Here is a 21,519-nt window from a genome sequence, read left to right on the forward strand (position 1 = left end):
CACCTCTCTTTTTCTTTTGTTAGTTATAGTATATCCATGACGGACTCTCACAATAACGGTAGCAAGCATGAACTTTATTCGGTCTAAAGGCTGATTTTGTTGTCAGACTAGGGTGTAGAGGTGTTTCTGTGGTGAATGGTGTCCGTGTGAGGTGGATTTTAATGAGTCTAGATTGAATGATGGAGAGAAAGAAACGTGAAAAGAAAAATCCCCTCCTCATAAAGAGAAGGGGATTATCTATGGTAATAAATTTAACATACAGAAAAAGTGAACGGTCGATCCCGCCAGAACAAATAAATGCCATACTGCATGATGATGTTTAAAACCTCTCCATACATAAAAGATAGAACCTACCGTATAGATAACACCACCGATTATGAGGAGTATCAGACTCGTTGCATCAATTTTAGTAACGAGTGGCTCCCAAGCAAAAACAATCATCCAGCCCATCACGACATAAAGGACTGTCGACGTAACCAAATACTTTTTCACAAAAAAGATTTTAAAAACAGTTCCACCAATTGCAAGACCCCACACAATGCCGAACAAGGTCCATCCTAACCAACCCTGTACAACGAGCAGCATAATCGGTGTATACGACCCTGCTATAAACAGATATATGGAGGAATGATCAAAAATTTCTAAAATATCCTTCGCCTTCCCAGCGGGCAGAGCATGTAGTAACGTTGAAGAAAAATACAAAATGACCATACTAACACCAAAAATAGTCAAACTAACAAGATGCCAAACTGTTCCTTCTGAAGCGGAAAAAACCACTAATAAGACTAGTGCCGCAATACTTAAAACTGCTCCAATTCCGTGGGTAATAGAGTTTGAAATTTCTTCCGCCTTCGTAAATGTATGTGTTGTTGCCATTAAAGTCCACTTCCTTTGCAATAAAAAAACATAACCTCATTATAGAGATTATGTGGGGAGAATACTATATTACAAATGTCATTTATTTTATGAGTTTAGATGTGTATGTACCGTATTCTGAGGTATTATCACCGATTTCTCCAGGTGTGACGAGTTGAATAAATTCACCTTCTATTGCATGACCAGAATATTCACCGGTAATTTTAAACGCTGCAAATCCAATGACTTTTACTAATTTATTTTCATCATCAATAGGCTCCACAACAGGGACATAGACAATTTGACCTTCCCTAAATTCAACAGCTTTTTGGACATTATTACTAACACTTCCCTCTCCTTCTTGGACATGGAGGGTGTCGCCAATTTCTATAGGTGAAGGGGAACCTTCTATTATATAATCGGCTAATGCACTATTACCACTATTAGGTGGGGTTGGATCAATGTGAGAAAAATCTAAGAAATTGTACCATCCATTTACACCAGATCCAGGCTGGTCATTAAGTTCCCAAGTGGAACCATATGTAAGTTCTTGGTTTAACTCAATACCAATTGGGACAACTAAACCTTCACCAACTCTATTTAATTGACCTATTTTTGCTTGTGCCTCTGCCTTGACGGTAGATAAATCCAATCCAAGTATAGACATTAGTAGGAGAGAAACCTTTTCTTCACCGTCAACTTTTATGACATTACTTTCATCAGGAAAAGTAGCAAGATATGATATTTTACTATTTGTATAATTCGTATGTGCTAATTTTTCGGCTTTGTCTTTAGATCCAGAGTAATTGTATGTGTTATTTGTAGTCATTCCCTCAACCATCATATCTGCTCCCGCAAGTGCTCCTGCATCTACTGCTTTTTGGAGCTGGGACTTTGCCAAATAGAGTCTTCCTCCATCAATAACTAAACCAGCCAAGCCTACTAACACCACAAGCATAATAACAACAAGAACGATTGATTGACCCTTTTCGTTCGAAAAGAATTTCTGCATGCACGTTTTCCCCCTATTTATTTAAGAATATTTTAAAAATGTATATCTAAAAAATTCCAAATTTATGATATAGTATATGGGTACGTTATAGAGAACGTTTTTGTGGGGGGATTTTATGGTTAAGTGGTTTATGATTTTATTTCCTTTTATGATTTTTCCTTTCGCTTCTGAAGAATTTACGGATGTTCCAAAGTTAATTTACCTTATATTGTTTGTTTGTATTGTTTGGGCATTATTAGGCAAAAAAAGAGAATGGTGGACTCAAAATATACAAGTGCCGATTACAAGAGTGGATTTTTTGATTGCCTTATTTTTCTTACTAATTTTTATTTCTACAATAACTTCAGTAAATCCGTTTATCGCTGTGTTTGGAATGGTTGATCGTTTTGAAGGAATGATCGCTTGGATTATTTATTTAAGTATTTTTATTTTTTCCTTTCGATTAGTCAAAGTGAATGAAGTAGAGAAACTGATGAAGGGAATAGTAGTTGTTGGAATACTTGTAGGGATATATGCGATATTTCAGCATTATGGATTAGACTTATTAGCAACAGAGAAAAAGGTGTACCCAGTAAGAAGTGCAGGGCTATTTAAAAATCCGAATTTTTTTGGTTCTTATCTTGTGATTGTTACTATGTTTGTAGTGCCCTTTTATTTAAGTGCTAACAACATAAAAAATCGGACATATTACCTTACTGCAATTTCTCTACTTACAATTGCGGCTCTCTTTTCCATGACACGTAGTTCTTGGATCGGTATTTTTTTAGGAATAGCTTTTTTAACTTTGTTCTTGATTATGAAAAGAAAGCATTTGTGGAAAAGATGGACATTATTAGTTGGCGTGTTAATAGTAACTGTTCTAATAGTCGATAAAATGGAGAACGGAACAATCTTAAGTAGAGCTGGTCATACGTTACAGGAATCACAAAATTTACTTACTGGTGAAGGGGACGGCAGTGAGGGAACGCATCGCTTTTTTATATGGGAAAAAACATTACCTTTTGTAAAAGAATATTTTTGGTTAGGTTCTGGACCTGATACGTTGTATTATTCCGTTTTTTTACCAGAGCAAGAGGATTTTGAAGTCGTCTTTGGGACAGAACAATACGTCGATAAAGCACATAATGAATACTTACATATGGCTGTTACTATGGGTGTTCCGGCACTAATTATGTATTTATTAATTGTATTTACTGTATTGTTTCAGGCGTTTAAATCTTTAAAACATGTTAATGGAAGGGAGCTATTTCTACATTATGGTTTGATAGCAGCAATCATCGGCTATATCATTCAAGCTTTCTTTAATATAAGTGTCATATCAGTTGCCCCATTTTTCTGGTGTTTGCTTGGCATAACATATGGCTTATCTTTTCGTTACATAGTAAAAGGTGACAAACCCCCTATTTCTTAAAATAGGGGGTTTGTTTGTGGTTACATAAAATTCAAACGTTGCCCTTTATCAATTTTGTATTTTTGGATGGATCCAACCGGTAATTCAAGTGTAGAATAGGCCTCTTTAACAGGTGGGATGATCCTCCATGGTTTTACGTCTGCTTTTATAAAGACGACTTCTTTGTTCTTATCTAACATCACGACGTCTATCGGAAATTTCATAAAACACATATGAATAGAATTGCAAGGCTCAATATGAAGTCCCTCTCCAACTAACTCTTTCTTAAACATTAACCCGCGAACTCGCTTAAAGAACGTATCAGCAATATCTATTCTTAGTTGTGTTTGAAGTTGATTATTAATCATTTTTAGATCCCCCTTTTGTTCATTATATAAGACAATAAAATTCTTTATAAAAAACGAAATTGTAAGAAAAAAGGAGTTATTAGCAGAAAATGAAGGAAAATAGTTCTTTTTTACGAACAAATGAACAAATTTGAAGGTTTTAATTTCTATATAACTAACATAAAATAACGATAAGTTCTTTATATAGAACAAAATAAAAATTAGGTTACATAGGAGGAATGGGAAATGTTAAGAGTTTTTAAGAGGTTGTGGAAGGAAGAGGAAGGGCAGGCGTTGACGGAGTATGGTTTGATTATTGCATTAGTTGCTTTAGTTGTAATAGGACTCTTATATGCTTTAGGGGGACAGATCGGTACAATCTTCACTGAAATTAAAGATGGTCTAGCAAATAAAAATGGAACAACAAGCCCTTCTGGTGGTTGATTCTTTTATACCTTACCCTGCTTTCTTAATGGGAAGCAGGGTTTTTCATAAGGAGATAGGATATTATGGATTATATTATTTTAATAATTTTGGTTCTTTGTGTTGCTACAGATATTAAGTACAGAAAAATATTGAACATAGTAACTATTCCAGCTTTAGTACTAGGATTAACATTTCATGTGGTTATAGGTGGTCTTGATGGTCTTTTTTTTAGTTTAAAAGGTTTACTTGTAGGATTTGGGGTTTTTTTCATTCCTTTTGCAATGGGAGGAATAGGTGCTGGAGATGTAAAGTTAATGACAGCTATTGGATCAATTAAAGGAGCAGCATTTACATTTAGTACCTTTTTATACGCTGCAGCAATAGGGGGGTTAATAGCGCTTTTTATCATTATGAAAAGAAAACACTTTTTTCAGTTTTTAAATAGATTCTTTTTATCTTTTATGTTTTTAAAAGGAAACAGAGGTAGTATTCAGTTCGTTGATAAGTCAGATCTGGCTCCAGGGTTTCCTTATGGAGTAGCTATTGCTGCCGGTGTTTTATGTACATATATATGGGGTGGAATACTATGAAATCAGAAAAGGGGCAATCGCTTGTTGAAACAGCGTTGGTGTTGCCTGTTTTGCTATTAATTTTATTTGGTATAACGGACTTTGGTCGGATTTTTCATGTATATTTAACACTTGATCATGCTGGAAGAGAGGCAGCAAGAGTAGCTACTATAGGTTACAACGAAGATGACATCGAAGATAGAGCTGTGGAAGTGGCTGCAGCAAACAGTATTACTTTAGACCCAAGCACAAATATCAATATTACTCCTGAAGATGAAGCTATTGGTTTAGTTAGTGGCTCTAATGTAACAATAACCCTTTCGTATTCAGTTGATTTTCTTACCCCAATCATAGGGGATATATTAAATGACTTAACGTTAAAAAATACGACGGTTATGAGGGTGGAGTAAGATGAAGTTGTTTAAAAGGCTATTAAAAGAACAAGAGGGGAATGCGTTAGTTCTAGTGGCAGTTGCTCTTGTTATGCTGTTAGGGTTCACTGCTATAGTAGTAGACGGAGGAAGGTTATACATAGAGAAAAGTCAATTGCAGAAATCACTTGACGCTGCCGTATTAGGTGCTGCTCAAGAACTTAATAAATCGGAAGCAGAAGTTAAGACTGCGGCAATAAATATAGCCAAGAAGAATGGATATACCTTACCAGGTGGAGATATAACTGTTGATTTTGCAGAAAACTATGTAAAGGCAAGTCTTACGGTTAACAAAGAAATGACTTTTGCAAAGGTTATTAATTTTGACAATGCAGATGTTTATGCATCCGCTAAGGCACAATTAATCGATTTGGGATATGGGGATAGTATAGTCCCTATAATCTTACCGAGAGTTATTGCAAAAGCAGAAGATGAAGATGATACTATACATTTTGGTCATGTTGCAATGAATACATATCAATTTAATCATGGTCCGGGTAATGGGAAATCGGGAAACTATGGGTATTTAGATACAAAGAAACTACCTGGTAAAGGAGCAAAGGAAGTAAAAGATGGAATTATGTATGGAACTACTGTTGAAGTTGGAAAAGAATACTCTTCAAAAACAGGAGTAGCATCAGGGCCTATAATTGGAAATAGTGATGAAACAGGAGCATTTAATTATCGAATAAACTTAGATAAAGGTAAAACCAAATGTAACAGTGCGACAACTGCAGAATTAAATGATTGTGCAAGAGTAGTTGTTGTTCCAATCATTCAAACACTAGATGATCTTAAAGGATCCTCTGTTGATGTAAAAATCCTAGGTTTATTACCATTTTGGATTGACTATGTTGATGAGGATGCGAAAATTACACATGGTGTTTATGTACCACATGTATTAATTACACAACCTGGAGAAATGTGTAGTACATGTAAAGTCAAGCTAGTCGAATAGAAGAGGTGATACTTATGAAAACAAAACGTATATGGATATGGTCCTTAGTTTTTGGGATCCTTGCAACATTAGCACTCTATTTATTTATTAATTCTAATTATGCCAACAATCAAGTGGCACCAGCGTCAACGGAAGGTACGGAGACACAGCAAGGTCAGGATGAAAAAGAACAGGAAAATGTTGTAGAAACAGCAAGCACAAATGCTAGTGGGGAAGAAGAAGAGTTCAAAAATGAGCTTTTACCTATTGAAGATGGGAAAAGAGCCATGTCTATTAATATAGCAGGGGATGCGCAAGGTGTATCTGGTTTTATTACACCTGGTTCTTATGTTGATGTTGTAGCGAATATGGACGTTCCAGAAGATGCGCAGGAAGGGCAACACGCCTCTACAGTTGTTATTTTGCAAAATCTTAAAGTTTTAGCTATTGCGCACGCGGCCGACACAGCCGAAGAAATGAAGCGCTATGCTCTTGCAACCCTAGAGGTTTCCCCAGAAGAAGGCTTAGCACTAGGGTTCGCAACGAAATATGACTTGTACCTCATGCTTCGTAAAGAAGGGGACAATGAGTTAGTCGAGGATCATTTGCATATTCATGAGGACGAACTTCATTCGGGAGTGTGGATAAAATGAAGCAAAATTGGTTAGGTATATCAGATCGGTTTCCATTAACGGAAAAGATAGATTCGGTTCTTCAATATACGGACATTTCGGTTCAGTGGCAAAGAGCAAAGGAAGATTTACATAAAAAACTGCAGAAGCAGGAAGCGTCTGTTGCTGTAGTGGCAATTGATGATGATAGTGTGTATGAGCTTTGTCAGAAGTTAACGGTTGCCTATCCTGATGTCTCGTTTATGATTGTAACGTCTGAAAGTTACTTTGATATTCGAAGAGCAATGCGGGCAGGTGCATCTGATATTATTTTAGCTGCCGCTTCAGAAGAGGACTTTCTCGAAACGTTTAAAGCGGCAGGACAGCGAGAATACCAAAAAAACCAAGCGAAGCTAGTTTCCCCTAATCGTTTTAAGGAACCGGGGCAAATCATGACGATTGCAAGTACAAAAGGTGGCATTGGGAAAACAACCTTAGCTGTCAATCTAGCTGCAGCGTACACAAAGGACATGAAGCGTGTTGCCATTGTTGATGCAAATCTACAGTTTGGGGATGTTGCGCTTTTCCTAGATTGCAAGCCTCGTAAAACGATCTACGACTGGGTGAAGGAAGAATATCACAAAACGGTTCGTAAAGTAGATCAGCATATGTATCACTATGATGATTATCTCCATATCATTGCAGCACCGCAACGCCCAGAGTTTGCGGAGGTCATTACAGGCGATCATATTCGTGCCTTATTACAAACGTTGAAGCAGGAATATGACATTATCATCGTAGATACCCAATCTTATTTAGAAGAGAACGGCCTGGTAGCTTTAGAGCAAGCAAACCACATATTGCTTATGACATACTTGGATTTGCCGACATTAAAAAATGGAAAAATGTTAATCAATACACTTGACTCGTTAGGATTAAAACATAAAGTGAATATGGTATTAAGCCGTGCTGTGAAAAGGAATAAAGGGGTAACAGATGAAGCGGCGGAAGAAGTTTTAGGAATGCCTTTACTTGGCAGAATAGCGGATATGAAAAATATTGTGCTTGCTTCTGTCAATGAAGGAAAACCGTTTGTTTACACGCATCCTAGAACGAAAATTGCGAAGGATACGTTTAATTTAATTAAAAGTGTACTGCAGCAGAGAGAGGAAAGACCAAAGGAGCAAACTCCGAAAAACACTCGTAAACTACTAAAGGTAGGAGGCGGGAAATAATGTCTTTGTTAAAAAGATTAGGAAATAATGATCCATTAATCGATAAACCTCAGTCATCAACGAAAATTTTAAAGACGTATCAGCCACAAAAAAGGACTGGTAATGATTTAGAATCAAGGCTGCATAATTACGTAATTGAAGAAATTCAGAAGAAAAATCAAAATGAAGAAAATATTGACCAGAAAATCTACGAACTAGCAGAAAGTTTCTTAGATGAGCAGTCTGTTGCCGTTTCGTTTGAGGAAAAGCGGGAACTGGTAGGGGCTGTTAAAAATGAGCTTGTCGGTTTTGGCCCAATCACTCCGCTATTACATGACCCTGCTGTAACGGAAATTATGGTCAATGGACCCAATGATGTGTACGTGGAGAAAAAAGGGAAACTAATCAAAACGGATGTCCAATTTAAAGATAATGGACATATTACTCGTATTATCGAAAAGATAGTAACCCCATTAGGACGTCGTATAGATGAGAGTTCCCCTATGGTTGATGCGCGTTTACCGGATGGATCTCGTGTGAATGCGATCATTCCACCACTTGCGATTAATGGCCCAACGATTACGATTCGTAAATTTTCGGAGACACCTTTTACAATTCAGGACTTTATTCGTTTTGGCACGTTAACTGATGAAATGGCAGAATTTTTAAAAGCGTGTGTTAGCTCTAAATTAAACATTTTAGTCAGTGGTAACACGGGTTCTGGTAAAACGAGTATGCTGAACGTACTTTCTTCTTTTATTCCTAGTGATGAACGTATCGTTACGATTGAGGATGCTGCCGAGCTTCAATTGTCCCAGCCTCATTTGGTGACATTGGAATCGAGACCTCCTAACATCGAAGGAGAAGGGGAAATTACGATTCGTGACTTAGTAAGAAATGCTTTACGTATGCGTCCTGACCGAATTATTGTTGGGGAGGTTCGTAGCAGTGAGGCGTTAGATATGCTTCAAGCAATGAATACTGGTCATGATGGGAGTTTAAGTACTGGGCATGCGAACTCCCCAAGGGATTTGTTATCTCGTTTGGAAACGATGGTGTTAATGGCTGGATTTGATTTACCAGTAAAAGCAATTCGGGAACAAATTGCAGGGGCAGTAGACCTTATTATTCATCAATCTCGTTTGAAGGATGGGACAAGAAAAGTAACACATATTACAGAAGTTTTAGGATTAGAGGGAGACATTGTCGTTCTACAAGATCTGTTCTTATTTAAAGAAACAGGTGTTGGCTATGACGGTCACGTGTTAGGAAGATTTTCTCCTACTGGTATTCGACCAAAATTTGCTGACTTACTAGAGTCAAAAGGTATTAAGCTTTCTTCGGCCTTGTTCCAAGGAGAGTGGTAGGCAATGGGTAGTATATATATTAGTATTTTCCTTATTTCCGTTATCTGTCTATTGCTACTCATGCTTATTCCGTTAAATAAGCAGAGAAAAGTAGAGCAAAGAATGAAGAAATACGTGCAAGCTTCACAAGAAGACGAAGTTGAAAAAGAAGAAGAGGAAAAACGTCCGTTAACTGCGCTTGTCCAATGGCTAGGGAAACAACTGGAGGGCATTACGTTCGCCAAAAAGTGGAGGGACCTGCTCGTCCATGCAGGCTCTACATTAACACCAAGCGAATTTTTTGCCGTTCGATTTTTGACGGCATTGGTTATGGTTGTCATAGCGGGATTGTACAATTTACATATTTTATTTTTGATCCCGATCGCTTTTATTGGCTATATGCTTCCAAGTATTCATATGAAGAGAAAAATTCGTAAACGTTTAATTCGTTGTTCAACCCAATTGTCTGAAGCATTGGGTACGATGGCTAATGCTATGCGTGCTGGCTTTAGCTTTATGCAATCGATGAAACTAGTATCAGAGGAGTTTCCGGAGCCAATTGGGGAGGAATTCGCCAAAACGTTACGTGATATTCAATTAGGGGTTTCGGTGGAAGAGGCCTTTGAAAAAATGTTAAAACGATTGCCACATAAGGACTTAGAACTAACGGTGAAAGCTTTGCTGATTCAACGTACAAGTGGTGGGAATTTATCGGTTTTATTGGAAACGATTCAGGATACGATTCGAGGTCGGATTAGTGTAAATGATGAGCTTAATACACTCACGTCTCAAGGGAAAATGTCATCCGTGATTATTACGCTCTTGCCGATTGCGTTGGCAGGATATTTGAAGCTCGTCAATCCGGAATATTTTAACGTATTGTTCACTCATCCAATTGGCTGGCTAATGGTTATCATGGCCTGTGTCAATATCGTCATTGGATGGATATTCATTCGTAAAATTGTTCAAATCGAGGTGTAAACCAGATGCAGCTAATTTTTGTTTTATTTACTACCTTTATGTTTTTTATGCTCATTACTGCAGGCGTGTTAAATTTTCTTTATAAACGGGAACTTATAATGGAAAAGAGACTTGCTTTAGTAAATGGGGGAGCGTTAGAAGGCGCTGGAAAACAGAGAAAAGGAAATTCTATCGGGATTAATGACAAAATGAAACCAATGATTCATAAGCTTCATCAGTCAACGGAGAAAAAAATGTCTAAAGCTGTGAAAATGGATTTAGAAAAAAAGCTCCGGGAAGCGGGAAATCCATTCGGTTGGACCCCAATTGAGTTTCGTGTCACTCAGTTGTTGGCTGGGCTATTTGCCTTTTCCTTTGCCTTTTTACTGTTTATTCAAGCGAGTCCAGATAAGTTTTTTAGCATTTTGTTTTTATCCTTAACCTTTGCGGCGTTAGGGTTATACATCCCACAATTTTATTTAAGTGTAAGAAAACGAAAAAGAGTAGAACAAATTCAAAAGGATATGCCTGACTTTTTCGATATGGTGAACTTGTCCATTGAGGCTGGCCTTGGTGTAGACTCTGCAGTGTTAAAGGTATGTCATCAAAATAAAGGGCCACTTAGTGATGAATTCATGCGCGCTTTAGAGGACATGAAGCTTGGTAAGCTACGAAAAGTTGCCTATTCCAATGTGCGTGACCGCGTGCCACTAGACTCGTTCCAAAGTGTCATGACCTCCTTAATTCAAGCAGATCAGCTTGGGCTAGGAATGGGGAAAGTAATTCGTCAATTAACACACCAAATTCGGGAAAAGCAACGCCAGTTAGCTCGGGAAAAGGCGATGAAAGCACCGGTGAAAATGATTTTCCCTATGCTTTTATTCATTTTTCCAGCGATGTTCATCGTGTTGTTAGGCCCACTTGTTATCCAGCTAATCCAAGGTGTTCTATCGATGTAAAAACAAGAGCAGCAATCACAATTTCGTGATTGCTGCTCTTTTTCTTGCTTAAAATATGAAGGAACCAATAAAAACTAGACCAATCGTCCCTAGTGCTAGTCCTAAAAAGAGTGTGCTTAGACCATAACTCATGCTTTTGTCTCCTTTTTTGTATGTAGATGTATAGTTTACTATATTTTATGGGGAGAGGGAGGAGATTGTGGCTTGACGGGTCTTATTTATCAGTTCTGGAAAAGTTTTTAAAGCTTTAACTGGAATAATTGAAGGTTGAGGTAGATTTATTAAAGGTTCAGACTGATTTATCAAAGGTTTGGACTAAATTATTGCAATTTCTGAGCAGTTATTGAAGCTTTACCGGAAATAATCAAAAGTTCCCCTTTCATCAAATTTCCCGCAAATACAAAAGCCAGCCAGGCACGTGCCTAAAATCAATCCAGCTCCAACGTCGCGATCACAGGCAAATGATCAGAAGCACTGGGATCAGTACTTACCACTTTCGTTTCTAATACGCGAAAAGCAGAGCTCGCAAATATATAATCTAACCGCATTCTTGGTCTGTTTGCAGAGTAGGTGTGCCCACTTCCTTTTCCAGCTACATACCAGGTGTCTTGCAGCTCTTCTGTTACTCTCCGCCAGCCTCTTGATCCTGGCCTCATGTTCCAGTCCCCCATTAATAGAGAGGAATGTTCACTATTGGATAATGTCTTCATGATAGATTCCGTTTGTTTGCGATGTAAAAACGGGTTCAAGCTAAGGTGAGTAACAAAAACTTGGATGTGTTTTTCATTAGTTTTGATTGTTGTTTCTAGCATGGATCGGCCTTCGACTAATCCACGAACAAAGTCAAATGCATGCAGTTTTTTATTCACAATTGGAAAACGAGATAGAAGTCCATTTCCATATTGTCTTTCTTCAGCATTGGCAGACTTCAATCGAATGGATGGACTAAAGGCATGATACATATTAAGTTTCTCAGCGAGCATACCTGCTTGGTCCTCGAAATGGCTACGTTTTCCGTAGCGTTTATCTACTTCGTTCAATGCGACAATATCTGCTCTGCCATTTTTGATGACGTTTGCTATACGATCCAGGTTTATTTGTTTATCGTTTCCTTTCCCGTGATGTATGTTAAATGTCATTACTTTTATTTGCAAAATATCTTCTCCTTCTTCTGTAATAAAGGTGTATAGTATGTCATCTATAATGGCACTATATACGTGCAGTCTTTCATTTAAAAAAAAAGGATGAAAAAAGGATGAAAAAATTGATGTACATACTACTTATTATTCTCATTGTTACTGGAATTATTTTATTTTTTAAAGGTCGACAACCGGCAAATCAGTCACTGGATGAGAAAAAAGTAAATCCAGTACAGAAGCCAGTTGTTTTACTTATGGTGGATTCATTAATGGAGAAGCCTCTACTACAAGTAATTAATGAAGGGCGTGCACCAGCTCTTCAGTTTTTAATGGAGAAAGGGCATCTTTATCCTGATGTTGTGAGTAGTTATCCGACAATGTCTGTATCGATCGATAGTACGTTGTTAACTGGTGTTTATCCTGAACATCATCGTGTTCCTGGGCTTGTTTGGTTTGATGAGAAGAATAAAGAACTCATTAACTATGGTAGTGCTAGGGAGGAAATTTTAAAGTTAGGTTATAAAAATGTAATTGAAAATAGTTTGTTTCATTTGAATCACACCCATTTAAGTCGGGAGGTAAAGACGATTCATGAAGAATTAGCTTTGCAAGGATTTCAATCAAGTACAATTAATGCACTAATTTACCGGGGGCCGGAAAAAACGACGATTACATTTCCAGAAGCTTTATCTAATGTTGACGTTTTGCCAGAAGGGTATGATATTGAAACACCAGAACTTTTTTCTTATGGTGCTTTTGCTCAATTTAGTCCTGTAAATAAAAATAATAATCAAATTTGGGAAGCTTACGGTTTTAATGATAAATTTTCTACGCAAGAGTTAAAGTACTTAATGGAAAATAATAAGTTACCCGCGTTTACTCTTGCGTACTTTTCAGATTTAGATAAAGAAGTGCATAAAAGTGGAGCAGAAAAGCATTTAAATGCGATTGAAAAAGTTGATATACAGCTTCAGGAACTATTAAATACGTATGAATCTTGGGAAGAAGCAATAAAAGATAAGGTTTGGATTGTCATGGGTGATAGTGGACAGGCAGATGTTCATGAAGCGAAAGAAGAGGGATTAATTAATTTGCATGAAATATTTCATTCCTTTACCATCCATAGAATTGCAGAACCGATTAAAGATGAGGATCAGCTTGTGTTGGCGCTTAATGAGCGAATGGCTTTTATTCATCGGTTAGATTCAACGATTCAAATAGAAGAACTAGTGGGTAAGTTGCAACAGGATGAGCGGATTGGGTTTATTGCTTGGAAAAATAACGAAGGACAAAATGTAGTGGCTGGAAATAATGAAGAAAGACTTGTGTTCCAGCCGAATGGACCAACGATAGATCCGTATGAGAAATCATGGACAGTGGAAGGTAACCTTGCTTTGTTAGATATTTCCGTTAATGACAACACCATTACATACGGAAATTACCCAGATGCCCTTGCGAGGCTCCATAGTTCCCTGCGTTCCCATCAAGGGAATTATTTAGTGGTTGATGCAAAACCAGGCTATGAGTTTGTGGCAGAGGGGACACCAACACATCCAGGTGGTGGTTCCCATGGATCCTTGCATAAACAAGATGCAATGGTACCGATGATTGTAACGGGGACTGATACGAAACCACTACATATGAGAATGGTGGATTTGAAGCAATGGATATTGCAAATCATAAATAGCAAATAGGACCGAACGCAATTTCGCAATGACAAGGATGTGTCTTCTTGCTTTTAGAAATTGGAAAACTAGTAGTAGTTTATTTGTTTTTTGTCATAAGTATTCGACTCCTGGGGAAAACGGCTTTAGCTCAGCTCACACCACATGATTTTGGGGCGTTATTTTTTCTAGCATATATTGCATTTGGTGCGATTAATTTAGAGAATTTTTCGCAAGCAATTGCTGGGATTGGTGCGATCATTGCCACACATCTATTGTTATCAAGGCTAACGCTTATTAATAAAATGAACAAATTTATTGTTGGGGCACCGCTTATTTTAATTAAACATGGCAAACTATATCCAGAACATTTAAAGAAAAGTAGGTATCCTTTAGTAGAATTGTTATCTTCCCTTCGTCTTGCGGGATATCCACGGATTGAAAGTATTGAATACGCTATTTTAGAACCGAACGGTGAAATAAGTGTCCTACCAAAAACGGAGAATGCTCCTGTTAGGATTGGAGATTTAAATATACAAGCCGAATCCAATAGGCTGCCTTTGTCTGTCGTGGTAGAAGGGAAAGTGCAGAAGAATAATTTGGAAGAAATTGAAAAGGATGAGGATTGGCTTCAGAAGGAATTAGAGCAAAAGGGATATACAAATGTAAAGAACATATTCTTCGCCACAGTTACAACTGGAAGTAAGAATGTTCTTCATGTTTATGATAAGTAAACAAGCCTTACCATTCATTATTGGTAAGGCTTGATCATATTACTCTTCCTCTAGCTCTGGTGCTAAATCAACAAAACTTGCTAGGGCCATAAACACATCTGTCTGTCCGCCGCCTTTATTTCCATAATAAGAATGCATTAATGGAAGTGCGACGAAATAGATTTCATCCCCAATTTGGAAATCGGTTTCATCTAAGTAGAATAATTGGTAGTGGTAACCGCTCCAATCTTTTACAAAAATGTAGGAGACTATAATATTTTCACCCATAAAGCCTTTCCACTCTACTTCATAATAGTCATAAATTGTGCCTATATGATTGAATAGACGATCTGTTTCTCGGTTAAGATTTCGTTCTAAGTCTTCTCCACTAAGATTGTCATTCATATTATCATCCGTAAACGTATAGCTTGCAGTTGGGAAAAGCTCAGAATGTTCATTTATAAAAGTAAAAGAGGCTTCCGTGATTTCTTTTCCTTTTTCATCAGTTTGTTCCTCATGAATTTGTGTAATGAAATTATTTACATAGGATGCTTTTGAATCATCTACGAAAATAACGATCGCAGCCACACAAGCTATTACAAGCCCCACAACAATGGCAAGGCCAATTAATATCTTTTTCATCATCTGTAATGTCTCTCCCTTCGAAAGTCCTAAAAATTATACGCTAGGTAGACTTAAGAAGATAGAGGAAGTTTATAGTAATTGCTCAACTAATTAATAGAGCGGTAATTCCATCCGCTTACTTTTTTCAGTTAATCCTAGCGACTCGTAAAATTTAACCGCATTCACATTAAAGGAAGAAACGTCTAATTCCACAGCATCTGCCTTTATTTCTTTCGCAAGTTGTTTGGTGTAGTCAAATAGTAATCGGCCAATTCCTTTTCCACGATAGGTATCATCCACACACAATATGTTCATATACAAAATTTTTCTTGGTACTAGTACAGGAATGTCAGGTGTATGTTCTTCTCGTAAAAACGTATGTCCAATTAATTTATTCTTGTCTGTATCCACTGCGACATATAAATAGGTAGTTTCTCCTTCTAAAAAATTCATAAAGTATTCCCATTCAATCGGATTATTCGTAATTGCATATAAATCAGATCGATTAGTTGAATGAAGCTCGTGTAACTGTGCACCTAATCTATTAATTTGTTCAAAATCGTTTTTTGTAGCTTTTCTCACGATATAGCCCATACAATCACCACTTTCTTAATAACAGTTAGTATTTATTTTATACGATAAGGTAAAAAGGGGAATAAAAAGAACTCTGACCTTTGATTAACAGCAAGTGTCAGAGTCTTTTTTTCTAGAAGGTCTAAAAATACAGCATAGCTCTTCAGAAAGAATATGATTAATAGTTTCTTCCTTGATTTTGTAATAGCTCCATGTACCTTTTGTCGTACGAGTGATAAGGTCCGCATCAAGTAGAATTTTTAAATGGTAGCTAAGTTTCGATTGCGTCATGTCGATCTTTGGTTGCAAATCACAAACACAGGATTCCCCGTCTGTTGTTAATAAATGGAGAATTTCTAGTCTTTTCTCATCTGCTAATGCCTTAAACTTGTTTTTATAATCTTTAAACAGTTCTTGTTTATTAAGGTCAATGAGTGGGATTTCAATCATTACGTTTCACCTCATACATCAACTTATTTTGATTTTATTATACCATAATATATTCAATTTGGCTTCATCTTAGCCGCTTCTTATTTATGACAGAAAAATAATCACAAACAATCACATGCATTTTTAGAAAACGCTTTATTTTTCTATTGACAGCGTTTTCTTAGTCAAATATAATCATAATTAATCACAAATAATCATCAACACATTCATTTTACTTATTATTCGTTCAAAATCGACCAAATCTATCGAAAGGTGATTCGGTTTGGTAGAAAAACTAGTTTTACTAGCAATTATCTAGGTTATTCAGTTATTCAATTATAGGGGAGGTTTTTAGCATGGCTAAAAAGATTTTAGCAGTAACAGCATGCCCAACTGGAATTGCACATACGTACATGGCTGCTGAAGCATTACAAAAAGCGGCGAAGGAAAAAGGGGTAGAAATCAAGGTAGAAACACGTGGCAGTGTAGGGGTGGAAAATGGTTTAACAGAAGCGGATATTCGAGATGCACATGCGATTATCGTTGCTGCTGACACAGATGCGGATGTTAGTCGTTTTGCTGGGAAACCAGTTGTAAACGCTTCCGTTGGGGAAGCAATCAAAAACGCAGTTTCGTTAGTAGAAAAAGCACTTGCAAAAGAAGCAACATCAGGGGAAGCATATATGGACCAAGTTGCACAGGCGAAAAAAGAACGAGGAGAGCAGCGCTCAGGCCCTTATAAACATTTAATGAACGGTGTATCCTTCATGATTCCACTAGTTGTTGCCGGTGGTATTATGATTGCGTTAGCATTTCTATTTGGTGGTATCAATGCAGAAGGAACATTTGCAGCTGCGTTGATGGAAATTGGTGGTGCTTCAGCATTCGCATTAATGGTTCCTGTTCTTTCTGGTTTTATTGCTTATTCTATCGCTGATAAACCAGGTTTAGCTCCAGGCTTAATTGGTGGTATGTTGGCAGCATCAGGTGATTCTGGGTTTTTAGGTGGTATCATTTCAGGTTTTCTAGCAGGTTATACAGCGAAATGGTTAAAGGACAATATTAAGTTACCTCGTAATTTAGAGGGATTAAAACCAGTTCTTATCATTCCGGTTATTTCTGCTTTTGTAGTTGGTATGTTAATGATTTTCGTGATTGGTAAGCCAGTAGGTTCTCTAATGAATGGTTTAGAAAACTGGTTAACAGGTTTGACGGGTACAAATGCTTTATTACTAGGAATCATTTTAGGTGCAATGATGGCCTTTGATATGGGAGGACCTGTAAACAAAGCAGCTTATGCTTTTGCAACAGGCCTTATTGCGAGTCAAATTTATGGACCAATGGCAGCTGTAATGGCAGCTGGTATGACACCGCCACTTGGTTTATGGTTAGCAACTATGATTGCAAAAAAGAAATTTAATACGGAAGAAAGAGAAGCTGGAAAAGCAGCAGGTGTACTTGGCATTTCCTTTATCACGGAAGGGGCTATCCCATTTGCAGCAGCAGATCCGTTTCGTGTCATTCCATCTTTAATGGCAGGTTCTGCAGTAGCTGGGGCGTTAACCATGCTATTTGAAGCTCAATTACGCGCTCCACATGGTGGTGTTTTCGTATTAGGTATTCCGAACGCGGTTTCTAACTTACTTCTTTATATTGTTGCAATCGCAGCGGGTATGGTTGTTACAGCTATTATGGTATCAGTATTAAAGAAAAATGTAGTCAACCAATAACCGATAAACGACCGTCATTCTTATAAAGGAATGGCGGTTTTTTTAATCCTTTCAGAAAGTTTAACTTTGTTAAAGGATTAAAGTATAAGAAAAACGAAGGCTTTCGCCATAAGGACTTGGCAACAAGCCTTCGTTTTTCTAATGAGAAAGTAAACATGATGGTGACATAGATCTATTAGGAAGAAAAACTACTAAATAGTGGTTGATTGTTTTAGATGTTTTCACTATAATAAAATAAACTGACCAGTCGTTTTTATTTATCTGAGGAGGGTTGAAATGGGAGAAATTAAAAAAATACCGACAGTAGATATAATGAATATGGTGGAAATCGTCAATAATGCGTACCCCGCTTTTCCATTTAATACGGAAGAGGAAAAGAAGAAGATTCACGAAAAACTTATGAAAAATCAAGAAGAGAATGATTTTGTTAACTTTTATGGTTATTACGAAGACGGAGAAATGAGAGGGTCAATGCGTCTTCATGATTACACAATGAATATGCTCTCAAACGAAGTAAAGGTTGGGGGGATTGGTTTAGTTGCAGTTGATTTGTTACATAAAAAGAAAAAGATTGCAAAAAGGATGTTGGAATTTTACCTTGATCATTACAAAAAAAGAGGTACCAATCTGGTTATGTTATATCCGTTTCGACCGGATTTTTATAAAAAGATGGGCTTTGGTTTCGGAACCAAAATGGAGCAATACAAGTTATTGCCAAAGGAATTCCCAAATCGAGGATCAAAAGACCATATCGTATACGTAACGAATGAGGATAAACAAAGGTTACATACATGCTATGAACAGTTCGTCCGACAGCATCATGGGATGTTATATAAAACACCTTTTGAATTAGATTCTATTTTTAACAAGCCAGAAAATAAAATAATTGCCTTTAAAAAAGACGGCAAAATAGAAGGTTACGTTATATTTACGTTCAAACGTGCCAATGAGAGCAATTTTGGTATAAACGACATACATGTTCATGAATTCGTTTATTTACATAGTGAAGCGTTAGGAGAGCTGTTAACCTTCTTCCATTCCCAAGCAGACCAAATAAATAGAATTGTGATCAATACGCAAGATGAACATTTTCACTTTTTATTTGATGATGCACGTAATGGAACAGACGTGATGATTCCCCCTGTCTATCATGAAACGAACATTGCTGGTGTTGGAATCATGTATCGAGTTATAGATGTGGAAGGAATTTTCCTCGATTTACAAAATCATACTTTTGGAAAAGAGACGTGCACGGTGAAATTTACGATAGAAGATACCTTTTTTCCAAGTAACAATCAGGAAACAGTGGTTCATTTTGCTAATGGTAAACCAACTGTCCATCGTGACCATGATGAGTTTGATGTGGAACTAAAGATGGATATTTCGTATTTTTCTTCCCTATTAATGGGAAGTATGACTTTTGACAAATTAGTTACGTACGGATTAGCTGATATATCAGACCAGCGCTATACCTCTACAATCAATCAGCTATTTCTTACTAATAAAAAACCTATTTGTATGAGTTTATTTTAAAGGGAGGAATTTAAATGGAAACGACAGTAAAAATGTTGGAGGATTTAACCCAAGCCATTGGTGTTCCAGGGAACGAGAAAGAAGCACGAGATGTAATGAAAAAGTACATTGAGCCGTATGCGGATGATGTGTATTATGACCATTTAGGTAGTTTGATTGCAGAAAGAAAGGGGAAGGAAGCAGGACCAAAAGTCATGATCGCCGGCCATTTGGACGAAGTTGGTTTTATGGTTACTCAAATTACAGAGGATGGTTATTTACGTTTTGAAACGCTAGGTGGATGGTGGAGTCAAGTAATGTTAGCACAACGGGTTACCATTGCTACTAAAAATGGAAATATTTCTGGTGTGATTGGATCCAAGCCACCTCACGTGTTAGCTCCAGAAGAAAGAAAGAAAACAGTAGAAATAAAAGATATGTTTATTGATATTGGTGCGAGGGATAAAGCGCATGTAGAAGAGATTGGGGTTAGGCTCGGGGATTCTGTAGTCCCAGTTTGTCCACTGACGAAACTAGCAGATCCTAAATTGTTAATGGCAAAAGCTTGGGATAATCGTATAGGCTGTGCGATTACAATTGAAGTAATGAAGCGATTAGCAAAGGAAGATCATCCAAATACACTGTATGGTGTTGGAAATGTTCAAGAGGAAGTTGGTCTTCGTGGTTCCAGAACTTCTACACAAATGGTTCAGCCAGATATTATGTTTGCATTAGATACGGGTGTTGCTGGGGATACACCTGGTATTAGCGACAAAGATGCAACTGCTAAAATAGGAAAGGGTCCACAATTATTTCTATTTGATCGTTCCATGATTCCACATAAAGGATTACGAGATTTTGTTATTGAAATTGCAAAAGAAAACGACATTCCTTTCCAATATGAAGTTATGCCTGCTGGGGGTACAGACGCAGGTGCAGCTCATACAGTTGGAAAAGGTGTGCCGAGCTTGGCGCTAGCTATTCCGACACGATATATTCATACGAGTTCATCGATTATCCATTATGATGACTTTGAACATACTGTAAATCTAGTCATTTCCATTATAAAAAAGCTAGATTCACAGGCACTGAAAACTATTTTGGAAAACAGCTAATACTTGTTGTATGGAGCTAGTAAAGTATAATAAAAAGAAGAGAAAGTAGGGAGTTGCGCGATGGAAGAGTATGTTTTTCCAATCGATATAGAAGAACTTACCAAAACTCGAAGCGAAGGTAATTAACCCGAGTCCTTTCAACCTTAGCTTTTAAGGTCTCGTTTAGTCTGGTATGAGGAAGTTGTACAGAAAAAGGCTTTCACTTTGGAATACTTAGGTCAAGTTTTCCAAAGTGAAAGGTGGGGGATAACGTTATGCCAAAAGTCACAGAAGAATATAAACAACAAAAGCGCAATCTTATATTAGATTGCGCGATGGAATGCTTTGCAGTGAACGGTTATCAGGAGTCTACCATTGATGATATTGTAGCAAAATCAGGGATGAGTAAAGGTGCAGTTTATAACTATTTTAAAAGCAAAGATGATATTTACTTAACTTTACTAGACCGTAACACGGAGAAGACCTTTGATTATTTAAGCAAAGGCTTCGATAATTTTACAACTGCAACCGAAAAGATAAAGCATATGTTGAAAATATATTTTCAAATAACGTATAAAGAGGATGACCTTTGGCTTGGTAAGCAGCGGGTTCATTTAGAATTTTGGATTAACGCCTCTCAAAACGAAGAATTACGGAAAGCAATGGAAGAGCATGCTGAAAAGTTTATAACTTTTTTAGAAAAGATGATCGATGAAGGAAAAGCGAACGGAGAATTCCGTCAAGATATCGACTCAAGAATAACATCAGAGGCTTTTTGGGCACTAAATGACGGCGTCCGCCTCCATTTACTTGTTGCCAAAGAAAAGTTTCCTTTTTCAAAAGTCTACGAACATATTGACCGTTTGTATATGAACTTTTTAAAAGGAATAACGACGTAAATAGTTATAATTAAATCACTATCCTCATCAAGGGTAGTGATTTTTTTTGCAAACTAGATACGATTTATATAGACTTATAGAATAT

The 21,519-nt window shown here is 37.2% G+C and carries 23 protein-coding genes; 16 read left to right on the top strand and 7 right to left on the bottom strand.

Annotation, left to right across the window (positions count from 1 at the left end; all coding sequences use genetic code 11):
* Window positions 1-237: 237 nt before the first annotated feature.
* Window positions 238-876, bottom strand: a complete 639-nt coding sequence (gene trhA / locus HNQ94_RS08630) for a PAQR family membrane homeostasis protein TrhA (RefSeq protein WP_174495592.1) — start codon at window positions 874-876, stop codon at window positions 238-240.
* A gap of 82 nt (window positions 877-958) precedes the next feature.
* A complete protein-coding gene (locus HNQ94_RS08635) occupies window positions 959-1,867 on the bottom strand; it encodes a Tad domain-containing protein (RefSeq protein ID WP_174495591.1) in 909 nt (302 codons plus the stop codon).
* Between the two features lie 115 nt (window positions 1,868-1,982).
* On the opposite strand from HNQ94_RS08635, the gene HNQ94_RS08640 reads away from it, so the two are divergent.
* A complete protein-coding gene (locus HNQ94_RS08640; protein WP_174495590.1) occupies window positions 1,983-3,278 on the top strand; it encodes an O-antigen ligase family protein in 1,296 nt (431 codons plus the stop codon).
* A gap of 20 nt (window positions 3,279-3,298) precedes the next feature.
* Here HNQ94_RS08640 and HNQ94_RS08645 read toward each other — a convergent pair whose 3' ends face one another.
* On the bottom strand, window positions 3,299-3,625 hold the full coding sequence (locus HNQ94_RS08645; RefSeq protein WP_174495589.1) for a DUF192 domain-containing protein: 327 nt from the start codon (window positions 3,623-3,625) through the stop codon (window positions 3,299-3,301).
* Window positions 3,626-3,850: 225 nt separating this feature from the next.
* Here HNQ94_RS08645 and HNQ94_RS08650 point away from each other — a divergent pair, with 225 nt between their 5' ends.
* From HNQ94_RS08650 to HNQ94_RS08690, 9 genes are all read left to right on the top strand, one after another.
* Window positions 3,851-4,048, top strand: coding sequence for a Flp family type IVb pilin (locus HNQ94_RS08650; RefSeq protein WP_174495588.1), 198 nt, complete (start codon window positions 3,851-3,853; stop codon window positions 4,046-4,048).
* Between the two features lie 65 nt (window positions 4,049-4,113).
* Entirely contained in the window at window positions 4,114-4,620 is a 507-nt protein-coding gene (locus tag HNQ94_RS08655) for an A24 family peptidase (RefSeq protein ID WP_174495587.1), read from the top strand.
* Window positions 4,617-5,009, top strand: coding sequence for a TadE/TadG family type IV pilus assembly protein (locus HNQ94_RS08660; RefSeq protein ID WP_174495586.1), 393 nt, complete (start codon window positions 4,617-4,619; stop codon window positions 5,007-5,009). Before HNQ94_RS08655 ends, HNQ94_RS08660 begins: the two co-directional genes overlap by 4 nt.
* Window position 5,010: 1 nt before the next feature.
* Window positions 5,011-5,988: a pilus assembly protein TadG-related protein gene (locus HNQ94_RS08665; protein ID WP_174495585.1), complete on the top strand. Its 978-nt coding sequence runs from the start codon at window positions 5,011-5,013 to the stop codon at window positions 5,986-5,988.
* A gap of 14 nt (window positions 5,989-6,002) precedes the next feature.
* Window positions 6,003-6,620 (top strand): Flp pilus assembly protein CpaB, encoded by a 618-nt coding sequence (gene cpaB, locus HNQ94_RS08670; RefSeq protein ID WP_174495584.1) that lies wholly within the window; start codon window positions 6,003-6,005, stop codon window positions 6,618-6,620.
* Window positions 6,617-7,813: a CpaE/TadZ family protein gene (locus tag HNQ94_RS08675; protein ID WP_174495583.1), complete on the top strand. Its 1,197-nt coding sequence runs from the start codon at window positions 6,617-6,619 to the stop codon at window positions 7,811-7,813. Before cpaB ends, HNQ94_RS08675 begins: the two co-directional genes overlap by 4 nt.
* On the top strand, window positions 7,813-9,159 hold the full coding sequence (locus HNQ94_RS08680; protein ID WP_174495582.1) for a TadA family conjugal transfer-associated ATPase: 1,347 nt from the start codon (window positions 7,813-7,815) through the stop codon (window positions 9,157-9,159). Before HNQ94_RS08675 ends, HNQ94_RS08680 begins: the two co-directional genes overlap by 1 nt.
* Window positions 9,160-9,162: 3 nt before the next feature.
* On the top strand, window positions 9,163-10,119 hold the full coding sequence (locus HNQ94_RS08685; protein ID WP_174495581.1) for a type II secretion system F family protein: 957 nt from the start codon (window positions 9,163-9,165) through the stop codon (window positions 10,117-10,119).
* Window positions 10,120-10,124: 5 nt separating this feature from the next.
* Window positions 10,125-11,057, top strand: coding sequence for a type II secretion system F family protein (locus tag HNQ94_RS08690; protein WP_174495580.1), 933 nt, complete (start codon window positions 10,125-10,127; stop codon window positions 11,055-11,057).
* Window positions 11,058-11,485: 428 nt separating this feature from the next.
* On the opposite strand, the gene HNQ94_RS08695 is transcribed toward HNQ94_RS08690, so the two are convergent.
* Window positions 11,486-12,211 carry an endonuclease/exonuclease/phosphatase family protein gene (locus tag HNQ94_RS08695; RefSeq protein WP_174495579.1) on the bottom strand — a complete coding sequence of 242 codons (726 nt, stop codon included), beginning with the start codon at window positions 12,209-12,211 and terminating at the stop codon, window positions 11,486-11,488.
* A gap of 101 nt (window positions 12,212-12,312) precedes the next feature.
* Between HNQ94_RS08695 and HNQ94_RS08700 the strand changes: the two genes are divergently transcribed.
* Together HNQ94_RS08700 and HNQ94_RS08705 are read left to right on the top strand one after the other, a co-directional pair.
* Window positions 12,313-13,890 (top strand): alkaline phosphatase family protein, encoded by a 1,578-nt coding sequence (locus HNQ94_RS08700; RefSeq protein WP_174495578.1) that lies wholly within the window; start codon window positions 12,313-12,315, stop codon window positions 13,888-13,890.
* Between the two features lie 38 nt (window positions 13,891-13,928).
* Window positions 13,929-14,594: a DUF421 domain-containing protein gene (locus HNQ94_RS08705; RefSeq protein ID WP_174495577.1), complete on the top strand. Its 666-nt coding sequence runs from the start codon at window positions 13,929-13,931 to the stop codon at window positions 14,592-14,594.
* A 39-nt stretch (window positions 14,595-14,633) separates the two neighbouring features.
* Here the strand turns inward: HNQ94_RS08705 and HNQ94_RS08710 are convergent, their stop codons facing one another.
* From HNQ94_RS08710 to HNQ94_RS08720, 3 genes are all read right to left on the bottom strand, one after another.
* Complete coding sequence (locus HNQ94_RS08710) at window positions 14,634-15,218, bottom strand: hypothetical protein (RefSeq protein ID WP_174495576.1); 585 nt, start codon at window positions 15,216-15,218, stop codon at window positions 14,634-14,636.
* A gap of 90 nt (window positions 15,219-15,308) precedes the next feature.
* Complete coding sequence (locus HNQ94_RS08715; protein ID WP_174495575.1) at window positions 15,309-15,791, bottom strand: GNAT family N-acetyltransferase; 483 nt, start codon at window positions 15,789-15,791, stop codon at window positions 15,309-15,311.
* 84 nt (window positions 15,792-15,875) lie between these two features.
* Entirely contained in the window at window positions 15,876-16,220 is a 345-nt protein-coding gene (locus HNQ94_RS08720; RefSeq protein ID WP_174495574.1) for an ArsR/SmtB family transcription factor, read from the bottom strand.
* A gap of 335 nt (window positions 16,221-16,555) precedes the next feature.
* Between HNQ94_RS08720 and HNQ94_RS08725 the strand changes: the two genes are divergently transcribed.
* The 4 genes from HNQ94_RS08725 (at window position 16,556) to HNQ94_RS08740 (ending at window position 21,434) form a co-directional block, all read left to right on the top strand.
* Complete coding sequence (locus HNQ94_RS08725; protein WP_174495573.1) at window positions 16,556-17,929, top strand: PTS fructose transporter subunit IIC; 1,374 nt, start codon at window positions 16,556-16,558, stop codon at window positions 17,927-17,929.
* Between the two features lie 276 nt (window positions 17,930-18,205).
* Window positions 18,206-19,462 (top strand): GNAT family N-acetyltransferase, encoded by a 1,257-nt coding sequence (locus tag HNQ94_RS08730; protein WP_174495572.1) that lies wholly within the window; start codon window positions 18,206-18,208, stop codon window positions 19,460-19,462.
* Window positions 19,463-19,476: 14 nt separating this feature from the next.
* Complete coding sequence (locus tag HNQ94_RS08735) at window positions 19,477-20,556, top strand: M42 family metallopeptidase (RefSeq protein ID WP_174495571.1); 1,080 nt, start codon at window positions 19,477-19,479, stop codon at window positions 20,554-20,556.
* A 254-nt stretch (window positions 20,557-20,810) separates the two neighbouring features.
* The gene (locus HNQ94_RS08740) at window positions 20,811-21,434 is read left to right on the top strand and encodes a TetR/AcrR family transcriptional regulator (protein WP_174495570.1); all 624 of its coding nucleotides are present in this window, start codon (window positions 20,811-20,813) and stop codon (window positions 21,432-21,434) included.
* Window positions 21,435-21,519 lie beyond the last annotated feature (85 nt).

The sequence above is a fragment of the Salirhabdus euzebyi genome, assembly GCF_014207435.1.
In the GTDB taxonomy this organism is placed as follows: Bacteria; Bacillota; Bacilli; order Bacillales; family Alkalibacillaceae; genus Salirhabdus; species Salirhabdus euzebyi.

Bases quoted from the DNA above. Each gene is read 5' to 3' on its own strand.
- HNQ94_RS08690 (WP_174495580.1), top strand. From the start codon at position 10,125: ATGCAGCTAATTTTTGTTTTATTTACTACCTTTATGTTTTTTATGCTC.
- HNQ94_RS08675 (WP_174495583.1), top strand. From the start codon at position 6,617: ATGAAGCAAAATTGGTTAGGTATATCAGATCGGTTTCCATTAACGGAA.
- HNQ94_RS08640 (WP_174495590.1), top strand. From the start codon at position 1,983: ATGGTTAAGTGGTTTATGATTTTATTTCCTTTTATGATTTTTCCTTTC.
- HNQ94_RS08650 (WP_174495588.1), top strand. From the start codon at position 3,851: ATGTTAAGAGTTTTTAAGAGGTTGTGGAAGGAAGAGGAAGGGCAGGCG.
- HNQ94_RS08740 (WP_174495570.1), top strand. From the start codon at position 20,811: ATGCCAAAAGTCACAGAAGAATATAAACAACAAAAGCGCAATCTTATA.
- HNQ94_RS08715 (WP_174495575.1), bottom strand. From the start codon at position 15,791: ATGGGCTATATCGTGAGAAAAGCTACAAAAAACGATTTTGAACAAATT.
- cpaB (WP_174495584.1), top strand. From the start codon at position 6,003: ATGAAAACAAAACGTATATGGATATGGTCCTTAGTTTTTGGGATCCTT.
- HNQ94_RS08725 (WP_174495573.1), top strand. From the start codon at position 16,556: ATGGCTAAAAAGATTTTAGCAGTAACAGCATGCCCAACTGGAATTGCA.
- HNQ94_RS08735 (WP_174495571.1), top strand. From the start codon at position 19,477: ATGGAAACGACAGTAAAAATGTTGGAGGATTTAACCCAAGCCATTGGT.
- HNQ94_RS08730 (WP_174495572.1), top strand. From the start codon at position 18,206: ATGGGAGAAATTAAAAAAATACCGACAGTAGATATAATGAATATGGTG.
- HNQ94_RS08680 (WP_174495582.1), top strand. From the start codon at position 7,813: ATGTCTTTGTTAAAAAGATTAGGAAATAATGATCCATTAATCGATAAA.
- trhA (WP_174495592.1), bottom strand. From the start codon at position 876: ATGGCAACAACACATACATTTACGAAGGCGGAAGAAATTTCAAACTCT.
- HNQ94_RS08710 (WP_174495576.1), bottom strand. From the start codon at position 15,218: ATGATGAAAAAGATATTAATTGGCCTTGCCATTGTTGTGGGGCTTGTA.
- HNQ94_RS08685 (WP_174495581.1), top strand. From the start codon at position 9,163: ATGGGTAGTATATATATTAGTATTTTCCTTATTTCCGTTATCTGTCTA.
- HNQ94_RS08720 (WP_174495574.1), bottom strand. From the start codon at position 16,220: ATGATTGAAATCCCACTCATTGACCTTAATAAACAAGAACTGTTTAAA.
- HNQ94_RS08665 (WP_174495585.1), top strand. From the start codon at position 5,011: ATGAAGTTGTTTAAAAGGCTATTAAAAGAACAAGAGGGGAATGCGTTA.
- HNQ94_RS08645 (WP_174495589.1), bottom strand. From the start codon at position 3,625: ATGATTAATAATCAACTTCAAACACAACTAAGAATAGATATTGCTGAT.
- HNQ94_RS08700 (WP_174495578.1), top strand. From the start codon at position 12,313: ATGAAAAAATTGATGTACATACTACTTATTATTCTCATTGTTACTGGA.
- HNQ94_RS08655 (WP_174495587.1), top strand. From the start codon at position 4,114: ATGGATTATATTATTTTAATAATTTTGGTTCTTTGTGTTGCTACAGAT.
- HNQ94_RS08635 (WP_174495591.1), bottom strand. From the start codon at position 1,867: ATGCAGAAATTCTTTTCGAACGAAAAGGGTCAATCAATCGTTCTTGTT.
- HNQ94_RS08660 (WP_174495586.1), top strand. From the start codon at position 4,617: ATGAAATCAGAAAAGGGGCAATCGCTTGTTGAAACAGCGTTGGTGTTG.